The 12,329-nt window shown below is 53.9% G+C and carries 9 protein-coding genes; all 9 read right to left on the bottom strand.

Annotated elements, in window-relative coordinates; genetic code table 11:
- Positions 1 to 4 precede the first annotated feature (4 nt).
- The 9 genes from G6R38_RS16215 to G6R38_RS16175 all read right to left on the bottom strand — a co-directional run bounded on the left by G6R38_RS16215 (position 5) and on the right by G6R38_RS16175 (position 12,019).
- Positions 5 to 1,621 (bottom strand): S1C family serine protease, encoded by a 1,617-nt coding sequence (locus G6R38_RS16215; RefSeq protein ID WP_166827979.1) that lies wholly within the window; start codon positions 1,619 to 1,621, stop codon positions 5 to 7.
- An 85-nt stretch (positions 1,622 to 1,706) separates the two neighbouring features.
- Positions 1,707 to 2,780 (bottom strand): recombinase RecA, encoded by a 1,074-nt coding sequence (gene recA / locus G6R38_RS16210; protein WP_166827974.1) that lies wholly within the window; start codon positions 2,778 to 2,780, stop codon positions 1,707 to 1,709.
- A 206-nt stretch (positions 2,781 to 2,986) separates the two neighbouring features.
- A complete protein-coding gene (cyaB, locus tag G6R38_RS16205) occupies positions 2,987 to 3,547 on the bottom strand; it encodes a class IV adenylate cyclase (RefSeq protein ID WP_166827968.1) in 561 nt (186 codons plus the stop codon).
- Positions 3,548 to 3,553: 6 nt separating this feature from the next.
- Positions 3,554 to 3,913 carry a DUF971 domain-containing protein gene (locus tag G6R38_RS16200; protein WP_240928229.1) on the bottom strand — a complete coding sequence of 120 codons (360 nt, stop codon included), beginning with the start codon at positions 3,911 to 3,913 and terminating at the stop codon, positions 3,554 to 3,556.
- Entirely contained in the window at positions 3,901 to 5,532 is a 1,632-nt protein-coding gene (locus G6R38_RS16195; RefSeq protein WP_166827964.1) for a multiheme c-type cytochrome, read from the bottom strand. The genes G6R38_RS16200 and G6R38_RS16195 overlap by 13 nt, the downstream gene beginning before the upstream one ends.
- Before the next feature lie 145 nt (positions 5,533 to 5,677).
- Entirely contained in the window at positions 5,678 to 6,889 is a 1,212-nt protein-coding gene (locus tag G6R38_RS16190; protein WP_166827957.1) for a DUF1573 domain-containing protein, read from the bottom strand.
- 97 nt (positions 6,890 to 6,986) lie between these two features.
- The gene (locus G6R38_RS16185; RefSeq protein ID WP_166827952.1) at positions 6,987 to 9,233 is read right to left on the bottom strand and encodes an O-antigen ligase family protein; all 2,247 of its coding nucleotides are present in this window, start codon (positions 9,231 to 9,233) and stop codon (positions 6,987 to 6,989) included.
- A 50-nt stretch (positions 9,234 to 9,283) separates the two neighbouring features.
- Positions 9,284 to 10,405 (bottom strand): MraY family glycosyltransferase, encoded by a 1,122-nt coding sequence (locus tag G6R38_RS16180; protein WP_166827947.1) that lies wholly within the window; start codon positions 10,403 to 10,405, stop codon positions 9,284 to 9,286.
- 87 nt (positions 10,406 to 10,492) lie between these two features.
- The gene (locus tag G6R38_RS16175; RefSeq protein WP_166827940.1) at positions 10,493 to 12,019 is read right to left on the bottom strand and encodes a sulfatase family protein; all 1,527 of its coding nucleotides are present in this window, start codon (positions 12,017 to 12,019) and stop codon (positions 10,493 to 10,495) included.
- Positions 12,020 to 12,329: the final 310 nt, after the last annotated feature.

Raw genomic sequence — 12,329 nt, 5'->3', positions numbered from 1 at the left:
GCTTTTATTCGCGATCAATCACCACCGGCGACGGCTTTCCGAGGACCGTGAGCGTTAGCTCCGGACCGGTGGCAGCGGCGAGCGCAGCAGCGAATTGTTGCGGATTCCGGACCGGACGCCGATTTACGTGTGTGACAAGATCACCGACGTGTAGGGTGTCGAATCGTTCATGAATTGGTTCGACCTGCGTGATGACGACCGCATTGTTGTATTGATTGCGGTCGAAAAACTCCTGGCGTCCGGTAGGGTAGTCCACCAGTACGTTCGCGTACTCGATTCCAAGCTGGTACGGGGCACCATACCGCAAGCGTGTCGCCACCACTTGCTCATCAGAAAGCAATGGCCACTTCGCCAACGCGACCGAGACAGTGAGCACCTGGCGTCCACTTCCTCGCACGACTTTCAATCGAGCATTGGCATCCGGACCGAGCATACCCACCTCACGTCGAAGATCGACCTGCGAAAACACTGGCTGATCTTGCACTGAGAGAATGACATCCCCGCGCTGCAATCCCGCCTGCATTGCGGGGGAATTTCGCATAACACTTGTGATCTCCGCCGCCGAAGCTTGGCGGATCGAGGCGGGGAGTACTTGCGAGAGCGTCGTCGTTTTGGGTTCGATCCCGAGTAGACCGTACTCGACCTCATAACCGTAGGCCAACTCATCCACCACGCGTCGCATTCCCTCATCGAGTGGAATCGCGTAGCCGACGGACTGATCATAACCCTCGAGCGCTGCTTGTGCCGTTGTGATCCCGACAAGTTCGCCTCGAAGATTGACCACCGCTCCCCCGCTACTGCCAAGATTGAGTCGCGCGTCGATTTGCATCAGCGTGCCGAGGTGATGGATGGTTTCCACGTCGGCTTCGGCGTCGGGTGGTGCGGGGCGTCGGGTCAGATTGCTCACCATCCCCTGCCCCACGCTGGCCGATCCATCACGTGCGATCGCGTAGGGATTGCCAAAGACCAGAACAAACGAGCCTTTTTTGACCGATTCCCCTTGTCCAATCGGCAAACTTGGCAATTTGCGAATGTCGCCGGTGTACTTCTTTAAACGATCGGACAGGTTCAAGCGGTCGGCGGGGGTGTATAGCCGAAGAACTGCCAAGTCACTACGCGGGTCCGCTGCAACAATGGCGGCATGACAGACGGATCGGTCCGCGAAGCGAACCACCAATTCACTCGCGCCGGGACGGTTCTGCTCATAAACCCGGCTTCCTTTAACGACATGATACGCCGTCAGAATGAGACGTGGGGCGAGTGCGTTCTCACCTTGCGGTGTGAAAAGCACCCCGGCTCCGAATTCGTTTGGTACGAACTCCGGGTGTAATGGGTCGGTTCTCGCCTCTTGATTTCGATTGGGCGGGCCGAACTGATTGAAATTTTCCCGCGGAATGTAGCGTGTCGCCGGATTGACCCGAGCGATGCTGACCACCGCCGGTTCCACATCAGCGATCAATTTGACAAGCGATTCCTGAAACGCAATTGCAAACGCATTTGGTTCGGCGGCGTGTCCGGTTTGGAAACCGAAACACGCTCCCCAGAACACCAACAGTGTGCAAAACATTCCCGCTGCGTTCGGTTGCGACCTTGGTTTCATCTCATCCCAAAACGCACTCATCGAACGCTGCTTTCCGTGTGAATAATCACGAACACTTCCGTTTCCAACGACAACGCGAAGCGGCTTGTTGGAATGGACCTGCGGTTTACTCCTCTTCCCCGCTCGCGGCGGCAGACGAGGTGTCGGCAAAGCCGCGATTCTCCAACACTCGCTGTCGAACTTCCGCCATGATCTCCGGGTTCTCCTCAAGGAAAAGGCGAGCTTTCTCACGCCCTTGGCCAATCCGGGTTTCACCGTAACTGAACCAACTTCCGCTCTTCTCGACGATTCGATCATCCGTCGCGAGATCCAGCAGGTCGCCGCTGAAACTGATTCCGCCTTCGCTGAGCATATCAAACTCCGCGACCCGGAACGGTGGAGCGACTTTGTTCTTGACGATTTTGGCTTTCATGCGAATGCCGGTGGTGTTGTCGCCGTCTTTGAGGGTACTGATCCGTCGGACATCGATCCGGCAGGAGCTATAGAACTTCAACGCGCGTCCACCGGGTGTTGTCTCGGGAGACCCGAACATCACGCCGATTTTTTCGCGGATCTGGTTAATAAAGATCACAAGCGACTTACTCTTCGAAATCGCCCCTGTGAGCTTCCGCATCGCTTGGCTCATCATTCGAGCTTGCAAGCCGACGTGGGAATCACCGATTTCCCCGTCGAGTTCGGACTTCGGTGTGAGAGCGGCCACGGAGTCTACGACGATCACATCGACTGCATTCGATTTGATCAACATTTCCGCAATTTGCAGCCCTTCCTCACCATAACTTGGTTGGCTGACGAGGAGTTCTTCGAGATTCACACCTAGTCGCTTCGCCCAAGATGGGTCCAACGCGTGCTCGGCGTCCACAAATGCGGCGACACCGCCATTTTTCTGGGCATTCGCAATCACATGGAGAGCGAGCGTCGTTTTACCGCTGGATTCCGGCCCGAAGAGTTCGATGATCCGTCCGCGCGGAAGTCCGTAGCCACCCAAAGCCAAATCGAGTGACAAGGAACCGGTCGAGATGCCGTCAACGGCGGCACCTTGATCGGTCAATTTCATGATCGAGCCTTTGCCGAAAGCTTTCTCGATCTGACCGAGGGCGTTGTTGAGCATGCCATCCGAATCTCCGTTGCCGGTATTCTTTGTCGAATTGGAGCGGGATCGGCTGGCGGATTTCTTAGCCATGGAATTGTCTTTTGCTTCGTTTTTTTGAGTCGAGGATCGTTTTGAAACTGTGGCGACCATCACCATCTCCTGCGGTGGGTGGATGTATTGTACAAACGCACGGTTGTTATACGCAGGAATAGTAGGGGTAGATCCTCAAAAAAGAAGTGTTTTTCCGAAATTTGGTGGAATTGATTTCCAAGCGGCGAACAAACTCGCACGCCACATTATTGAGGCTGCCGAGTCAAAAGTAAATGAAGGTACGAAGCCGACTCCGGCTCGCCAAGTTCCAGATGCTTGGCAAGTGACAATACAACCGCGGCTGCGGCGTCGCGATCGGCTTCGTCCGCTAGGGTTTCGATTTCGAGAAAATCGCCCAGGTCTTGGACTTGATCGAGGCAGATTTCGAGTTGCCGATCCTGCCAGTGGAGTTGGTAGAACTCCCGATGCTTCACTACGTCATGAACGGCTTGGAAGCCAAGAAGCGTGAGGAGATCGGCCAATTCACTCGCGGAATGTTCATCCCCTGCCCCAACCGGTAATTCAATTTCCCGTCGGCTTTTCACCGGTCCCGGATCGCGACGGCCTTTGTAGGTGATGCAAACATCATTTCCTTGCCGTCGCACCCGCAACGCTTCGTCAGTGGTCGCAAAATCGCGTTGTGGATGGGCGAAATACGTGTCAACTTGTTCGCAGGTCTTGTCGGGTCTCGCCCCCAAATCCGCTAACCGACGTTGCACATCTTCAACGTTTGTAAGCGGAAATTTGAGTTCGACTTCGTAAGGCATCGGCAATTATTCCGGCGACATGAGTGGCATGTTCAGAACGCGTGGCGAGGCATCCATCTCTTCGAAGTGATCCCAGGTGTAAAGGCCCGTATTATGACCATCGTTCCAGGTGAACTTGAGAGCATAGTTGCCGGTGAAACTGACGTGTTCCGGTCGAATCGTGTGCGGGACCGAATCAGGATCGAGGATTCTCCGCCCGGTATTCTCGTCGACACATTGAGCACACCGACATTCTTCCCGCAAGAACTTGTAGGGATACCGCCGGATGCGATCGTCGGTCCACTCGATTTCGAGCAGACCTTCGTCTTGGATCGCGCGAATGTGTTTCGGAGACGCCTTCGCCACCATGAATCTTAATCTCGCCAAGGGTGTTTGACTTCTTCCCAATACTTCGCAAATTCGAATTTGGGACTGTTTTCGTGATCGTGGCATTTGATGCACAACCGATCTTCGGCGACCTTTTTCGTGAGTGTCATCTGTCGCCGACTGGCCTTGAGGCGGCTTTCATCGGTGTTCGTGCGATCGGTCTTCCAAGCCATTTCAAGTTCAACGTGCGTGCTGCCCGGTCCGTGACAGTTCTCGCATTGTTGACCTTTGAGGTGTTCGTACCTCTGCGGCTCACCTTTGGCTGTCGCCAATTGTTCGGGGAGGAATCCGCTGTCGAAGGGTAAGTCGTTTTCAGGGTCCCAACCGGTGACGTGACAGCCGATGCATTCCGTGTCGAGGTTGCGGGCGATCGGCTCGGTAAACTGCCCTTCCCGTCCTTTGACGATGCTTTCATAAGCGTGGGCGTGTTTGGTGCTACTCCACTTTGCGAACGCCTTCGTATGGCATTTCCCACACGTCTCCGCACCTACGAAAGTTTGACCGGACGGATGAAAACTTTTCGGTAACGATGCGAACACCTGCTGCAAATTCGATTCGATATCCCGTTGGTAGACGCGAAGATGTTTCTCGACGAGTGGACTATTTTCGAACCGTTTCTTGTCGAGGTCGATCAACTCGAACTGAAACGGTTCTTCGGCCTTGTCGGCATAGTAGGCGAGCACACCGGCGTATTTTCCCTTGCGGCCAATTTGCACAATCAGCGTGTCGCCCACCTTGTGTAGTTCGCTAGGGGGTTCGTCACCGCCTTCCGCACTCAGGACCACCGCGAATTGCGGATATTGCTTGGCCAACGCCTCGGCTTCCTTGAGCGGCGTTTGTGCCAGGAGAATGTTGAAATCGGTGCCGGCTTCCTCGAACTTTGGCACCACGTCAGCCAATGCATCCGCTGGCGGAGTGATCTTCAACCGTGTTTCGTCGTTGATGTCCGCCGCGGAGAGTTTCCTGCGGTAGCTTTCGCTGATCACCGCCGTGATACCGATTTTCGCGTCGCCAACGGTGATGATGTCATTGCGTCTGGGACTGAGGTCCGGTGTATCGTAGATCGTGGCATTGGCACACACGAAACTCGGTTCCTGAGTGGCCTGTTCAGTCAACCGATTTTGGTGCTGCCCGATCAACGTGTCCACGCCAAGTCGAAGTTCCTCCGGGCCCATGCCGATCGCCTGATAGCCCAGATCTTCGAGTACATTCAGCGTGAGGTTGAACTTCAACTGGCTCTGGTAGCGATCACGTTCGAGCGTTCCGCCCAAATCGACACCCACAACATTTTTGAATTGTTCTTGCAATTGCTTGACGAGATCGGCCCGACGCGAAAGCCCGCCCGAGAGCAACTCGGAGCAACCGCACGGTTCGATATAACCGTGTTGCTCTCCCGACAGCACGACGGCCACCGTGGGTTTGTCCCATTTCTTGAATCGCGGGGGCGGCAATGTGCGAACCCCGGAATCTGTGCTGGATGGGAAATTGGTGGGCGGTGGCACGTCTTTGGGGGAATCTTTTTCGCATCCGATAAAGACTCCAGCCATTCCGCCGAACAAAAGCAGAACAGATAGACGGATCAACCGAGGGGTATGAAACCTTGCGTGGCGAAGCGACATCCGCGTTTCGTCCTTTTCAAACGCATCAGGGCAAATCGGCGATCCCTCCCGGATCGCCTAGGGAGCAGGCAGACGGATCATATCCGCCAACGATTCGACGGCCAAGCGACATTACTCAAGAAACGTCGTCTGGCCGACCTGCGTGTTAGATCACAATGAACTGAATGTAGAACTTGTAACTTTCCAGCCCTTTGATGTTTGTCTTCAAGGTGACTTTCGCGGATTCCTTCATCAAGTGAGAACCTTTCTTGGCTCCCGGTTTGACACGGAATGTCACGAGATATCGCTGTGCGTTCGGCAGGTTCGCCGTCTCGTCCCGCTTGATTTCGACTTCCAGATCATCGGGATTGAAATTCGGGATGACCTTTTCGATGTCCTCGACGACGAGTTCTTCGTCGTCTTTCACTCCGCGAACCACAAGCGAGTACCAGCCAACTTGTCCATCTTCCGAGCGAAACTGCCCGAGGTTCAGAGCCGGTAGTTCAGGTCGCCACTTCAAGTGTGCTCCCGATTTGCCGGGCGGAATATAACTCGCCGCTTGAACAGGTCCTGGGCGTTTTGTGTAAACCGTCATCGAAAGCCGCTCGCGTTCCTCGACATCCGTTGTGATGGTGACCAGGTCCGAGTGCTTTCCGACTTCCATCGTCGGTTGAGCCGTCACTGTGATTTCGTATCCGGATTTGGCGTTGTATTGGGCAAGTTCGTCTTCTTCGAGTATACGCCATTCCGCAGTCAGGTAGTCCGAGGGTGTTTCGATGGACTGAATGTTGAAATCGTCCAAAACCGTCGAGTACACCAACCCCTCCATGGAACGCGGCTGATCGTCCCCAAGAATGGGCAATTCCCAAGAACTCTCTGGCACCACGTGCAGGAAATCGTCGACGGCTCCGATCACATTAAGAGCGATCGTTTTGTTTTCCGGATCATTCGTGTGGATGTCCGCCTGCTGACGGAATTGCGACGTCGGCTCTTTGGGGGTCCATTCGAGTTTGATTTCAGCAGTTTCGCCGGGGGGGATCTCGTTTTCTGCAAGTTCACTGAGCGTACATTTGCAGGTCGTGTCCCCTTTTTTCAGCTGCAACGGTGCTTCACCTTCGTTCTTGATGATGAACGTGTGACTTCCCGTGCTTCCGACGTTCATGACGCCAAACTCGTGATGAGCGTCCTCTTGGAGCGCCGCTTTCGGATACGGCGGTTCTTTGGCAATTTTCAATCCATGGTTGTCGTACGGATCATCCGTTGAGACTTCCTCGACCGGCACTTCCTCCGTCGCGACCGGACCACCTGTGAATGCAACAATCCCCGCCACCGCAGAGATTCCAACTAAAATAACCGCCAAGATTGTGGGAAAGTTCATCTTCAGGCTCTAAGAACAAAATGAAGTAAAAGACGGTGCGAACTTCCTCATTCTAAACGGTCCGGAAGCTGGATCAACAGCCCGTTATGCGGAACTTTCACTGAGATTTGGAACTTGAGGTGGGAGTTGAATCAATCAGCGATTCCATCTCGTCCCGCACCGCTGTCGAAAGAACTTTGTCAATATGCCCGCCGGCTTGGTAAAGATCATCGAGCGAAGCAGCAGTCTGAGCGGCTTCAGAAGCAGCGGTCGTCTCGCCAGCCGCTTTCAACGCAATCGCATATTCCGCCTGGAGAGCTGGCAGCGACGGGTACCGCTCGACAGCTTCGGCGAGAAACTCAGTCGCCTGTTCCGCGTCGGTCTTCACTTTCGTGACGTCATATCGCTGCAAGAAATACTTCCCAACGGACCGGTGAACGAAGGCCGTTGTCGGATTGCGTTCGATCGCTTGTTTGCCGTATTCGATTGCCTTCCAGAAATCCTGTTCGTTGTTTTGATGACCTCGATTCCACCGCTGAAAACTCAAGTCGGCCAGTCGAATAAGAGGTTCGGCGGAGTACGGGTCGCTCGCGGCGGCGTCTTCGTAGAATCGGGTAGCGGCGGCGAAGTTTTGGTTCTCGAACCAGGCCAAATCACCCCCGGCAACTTCTGCTTCACGTTGCAGCACCGGCAACGTGGACGTCAACACGCATCCCGCTGCCAACGCAATTCCACAGCCGCCAAGTATTCCCACGGTCACGGCTGAGGTGTCCCGCGGCGTTTGCGGACCCACTCCAATGGCGATCAAGAGCAGCAACAACTGCACGATGGCCGGCATTTCGATTCCGCCTGCCCCCAGCAGATGTACCAGAAGCGTTATCAATGCGGCACCAATGACGACGCCGGGAATCGCCGCTTGTCCACGTCGAAGCGGAACCCAAAGGCCGCGAACCAACAACCATACGATCGCAAGCCAAATCGTGCGGGTATCGAAATGTGCTAAGAACAAGAATCGGTGCCCAAGTACCAACAGAAATCCCAGGAGAACGCCCGTGTCGATCGGCGTCCACCCCGATTCCGATCCTGCACTGCCCTTCCCCGGTTGGAGATCCGATGTGTTGTTGGCAGAGAACTGTTGAATCGTTAACCAGGCAAGCCACAGGGCTGCCAACACGGCGAGCAAGCCACCACTGACCCAGAGATCGAGTCCGAAGTTGTGAGGATCGGCAATTTCCTCACTGGCGCCTGGCAATTTGTGTTTCAGGTAGGCGGCTCGGAAATTGCCTGGTCCTGTGCCGAAGAATGGTGAATCCTGAATGACCGCAGCGGTTCCCTGCCAATATTCGAGACGATAGCTCAACGACTTTGGGGCTTCCGAAAGCACCTCGCGATCGAACCCTCCGCTGAGTGTCGCGACGGCGAACAAGAGTCCGACCACAAACATCGCAGCGACACCGTAGAGTATCCATCGACCCACTTGCGGCGAACGTCTGCGGAAACTCATGCCGAGCAGGAATACGCCTCCCGCAAGAAGTCCTGCCCAAGCTGTCCGGCTTTTGGTCAGAATCAAGCAATATCCAACAATCAAGAGCACTGCCAAACCCATAGCGAGTGCGGTGCGGGATTGTCCCACGGATCGTGCCTGCCACCACCAACCGATGCCCACGATCCACCAACATGCAAGGAATCCTGCGAAGGTGTTCGCCAATGCGAAAGTCGCGAACGGTTCCGTGGAATGCAATCGGTCTTCCCAGAGTCGTTTCGCGGGACCATCACTCGGGACCCCCATAGCTCGGAGTTCGTGTTGAATCTCCATCGCTCGTCGCGAGGGCGTGGAACCAAGTTCGGAAAGTTCCGTTTCCAAGGTTTCTACACGATTCACATTTGCCGGGAATTCCACATAGTGCTGCCAGAGTCCGTAGACCGACAACCCTGCGGCTAGGCAAACAAACGCGGTCAGCCAACTACGTTTACCCACTCCTGTGCGGAGAGCCTGTCGAATCAGTCCGAAGGAAACTCCTAACGCTAACCATTCCCACGTCATATTGAGAACAGCTCGTTGATCACCTGCGGTTGCGAAAACATAGGCTGCGGAGATCAAATGGCCGAGGACAATCAGCCAAACCGCAAGGTCAATTCGGTCGGCAACAATGTGGAAGTCTCGTCGTCGAAACAAATCCCAAGCCCAAAGCGCTGCTGTGAGAAACCAGAGTGGTGTCAACCATAGCGTATCGCCGAGCACGGACCCTTCAGTTGGCACTAGTAGCCGAGCTGTTACTAGTGCCGCGATCAAACATTGTATCAGTGAATACAAGTCGGGCTGCACGGGCGATGACTTGTGACCGGTTGCCGAAGGAGATGCCATCGCGAAGTCTCATTCCGTCGTTGTTGATTAGGGGGATGACTCTTGCGTTGTTAGCTCTGTGAATCGCGAATAGCAGTTGTTCGGAGAGCTGTTGTTTCGAGAATCGCTATGATCGCTAACACACAGGCGATCAATCCGCAAACGAGAGCAGCACCGACCCAGCCGGAAACATAATAGAGCAACAGCCCACCCAGGCCGGTTGTCAGTGTGGCCAGATGAATCGTCAAGACGGCTTTCGGGCGGGACAATCCGAGATCAGTGAGCCGATGTGAGAAGTGACTTTTGTCTGGATGAAATGGACTGCGACGTTGCAGGATTCGAATGATCATCACGGAGCAAAAATCATAGAGCGGAATCGCGAGGATACAAAACGGCGCGAGAATAACATGCCGACTTGATTGATCCCCATAGTCGAAATATGTCCCGAGAACTGTCATCGATGACAACATCACCCCCAGGAAATAGCTGCCGCAATCTCCCATGAAAATTCGTGCGGGAGGCCAATTGTGAAAAAACAAGAAACCGGATATCGAACCGGCTAGCACAAGCAATGCCCCGCCGACGAGCCAGCGTTCGCCCATCAGCATGACGGTGGCAAACAGGATCGCTGCAATCAATGCAATGCCACTGCTAAGCCCATCCATGTTGTCGAGGAAGTTGAATGAGTTAATCAAGACTAGCATCCATAGCATCGTCAAAAGCTGACTGACGAGCGGCAATGGAACAAAGACTGTGCTTTGAACACCGACTCCGAACACCAGGATTCCGACCACAAGAATCTGGATAATGAGTCGGGGAAGCCACGAAATGTTCTTTCGGTCATCAATCAACCCCATTGCCGCTAGCACGGTGGCACACGCGAGGATGGCCCAGAGTTGTCCCGAGCGATAAAGTACGCCGTCCAGATGAGGCCGAATGATCTCAGGTAACTTCGCCACGAGTTCCGGACGATCGTGGATAAACCAAGCAGAGAGTTGAGCACAGGCAATCGTACCGACAACCCCAAGCCAAATTCCAATGCCACCGCCCAACGGTGTGGGAGACTCATGGACTTTGCGAGAATTCGGTTGATCCACAAGCCCCCAGGCGAAAGACTTCCGTCTAACAATTGCGGTCGTGATCGCGGAGATGATGCACGATGGAACCAGGCAGGCAATGACAAAAAATAGCATTCGGGGTTAGACTGGTTCCAAGGTGACAATCGAAGAGGCGTTCAATTCCGTTCGACAGGACAACATCATTTTGAAAGGAGGCAGTTGCTAGTTTTTCTTGCGTTTCGGCTTGTTGCTCTGGACGGGATCTTTTTCCGGGACTTGGTATTGTGCCCTGAGTGTTTTGAGTTCCGCTTTGAGTTGCTTGGTGATGCTTTCGTACTCAGGGTTCGAGTAGACGTTAGTCATCTCACGCGGGTCTTTTTCCAGGTCATAAAGTTCCCATTCATCAAGGTTGTAAAACTTCATGAGCTTATAGCGGTCGGTGCGAACACCATAGTGACGACGCACCATATGAGCCCCGGGATATTCATAGTAGTGATAGTAGAAACTATCACGCCAATCGGTGGGAGTTTGCCCACGGAACAAGGGCACAAGACTGCGTCCTTGCATGTCGGCGGGGATCGCTGTGCCGGCGATGTCGAGGAAGGTTTCTGCAAAATCAAGATTCGAGACGAGGTCGTCGTTTTTTGATCCGGCTTCAATCACACCGGGCCAACGCACGAGCATCGGCATCCGTAGCGATTCTTCATACATAAATCGTTTGTCGAACCATCCGTGGTCGCCGAGATAAAACCCCTGATCCGACGAATAAATCACAACCGTGTTTTTGGCGAGTCCCGTCTCGTCGAGATAGTCGAGCACTCGTCCCAAATTGTCATCGACTGATGCAATACATCGGAGGTAGTCTTTCATGTACCGTTGGTACTTCCAGCGGACAAGGTCTTTTCCTGTTAGATTGGCCTCACGGAAGGCTTTATTCTTCGGCTCGTAAGCGGCATCCCAGAGTTTGCGTTGCTCGGGGGTGAGGTTACCAGGGGCTTTGAGTTTCAAGTCGTTCGCATTCAGATGCGTGGCAACTTCCATTTGCTGTGTCTTTGCAGCGGTCCCCCGTGTGGAGTAGTCATCGAAGAGATTGTCAGGCTCGGGAATGGTGACATCGTCATACATCGTCAGATGCTTCGGGCTGGGCTGCCAATTCCGGTGCGGAGCCTTGTGCTGATACATCAGCATGAATGGTTGGTCCTCGCTGCGTTGGGACTTCAACCAATTGAGTGTGATGTCGGTGATGATATCAGTCGTGTATCCCACGTGTTTGACCCGCTTGCCATTCCGATTCATCGGCGGGTTGTAGTATGGTCCCTGCCCATAGAGCACTTCGTAAAAATCGAAGCCTTGGGGTTCCGTCGCCAGATGCCACTTTCCAACGACGGCCGTCTTGTAGCCAACTTCCTGAAGGAGTTTCGGGAACGTCTGCTGGGAGCCATCGAAGCGGTTCCCATTTCGAAGAAACCCATTGAGATGGCTATACTTGCCGGTCTGAATGACCGCTCGACTCGGCCCGCACAACGAATTCGTGCAGAAGCAGTTCTCGAAAAGCATGCCCTCATTGGCGATTCGATCCAAGTTGGGCGTCTGGTTGACTTTCGATCCATAACACGACATCGCGTGTGACGCATGATCGTCCGTAAACACGAAGAGAATATTCGGACGTTCCGCAGCTGGCAAATTCACCAAGCCGCCACTTAGGAAAAGTCCAAGCAGTCCTAAGTAGATGGGAAGTTGTGAACGCATCGCACCTGTCCTCTCGCGGCGAAATTTGATGGTCGGAATTGATTCCGGTTCCATCATGGGTTTTCGCTGGGGGATCTGCAACAGGTTCGGCGAGATTTCACCCTCCACTCGGCGTGTGTGTTCAAGATTTCCATTCAAGGTTGCGGTACGTCAGCGGCTTTTTTGTAGGTATCTCTCTCAATTTGATGAAGATCATTTGAATTTGGATCACCATATGCATATAAGTGGAGTTATCTCAGTACTGAATTCACTTTCTTGAGCGTGTTCTTCGTTCACCCCTGGTTTTCAGCATATTTTCTGTCGGGATTAC

This window comes from Thalassoroseus pseudoceratinae, from assembly GCF_011634775.1.
GTDB classification, from domain to species: Bacteria; Planctomycetota; Planctomycetia; order Planctomycetales; family Planctomycetaceae; genus Thalassoroseus; species Thalassoroseus pseudoceratinae.
This window is presented reverse-complemented; position numbering and strand designations above follow the sequence as displayed.

Excerpts from the sequence above, each read along its gene's own strand:
- G6R38_RS16215 (WP_166827979.1), bottom strand. The coding sequence starts at position 1,621 with ATGAGTGCGTTTTGGGATGAGATGAAACCAAGGTCGCAACCGAACGCA.
- recA (WP_166827974.1), bottom strand. The coding sequence starts at position 2,780 with ATGGCTAAGAAATCCGCCAGCCGATCCCGCTCCAATTCGACAAAGAAT.
- cyaB (WP_166827968.1), bottom strand. The coding sequence starts at position 3,547 with ATGCCTTACGAAGTCGAACTCAAATTTCCGCTTACAAACGTTGAAGAT.
- G6R38_RS16195 (WP_166827964.1), bottom strand. The coding sequence starts at position 5,532 with ATGTCGCTTCGCCACGCAAGGTTTCATACCCCTCGGTTGATCCGTCTA.
- G6R38_RS16190 (WP_166827957.1), bottom strand. The coding sequence starts at position 6,889 with ATGAACTTTCCCACAATCTTGGCGGTTATTTTAGTTGGAATCTCTGCG.
- G6R38_RS16185 (WP_166827952.1), bottom strand. The coding sequence starts at position 9,233 with ATGGCATCTCCTTCGGCAACCGGTCACAAGTCATCGCCCGTGCAGCCC.
- G6R38_RS16180 (WP_166827947.1), bottom strand. The coding sequence starts at position 10,405 with ATGCTATTTTTTGTCATTGCCTGCCTGGTTCCATCGTGCATCATCTCC.
- G6R38_RS16175 (WP_166827940.1), bottom strand. The coding sequence starts at position 12,019 with ATGCGTTCACAACTTCCCATCTACTTAGGACTGCTTGGACTTTTCCTA.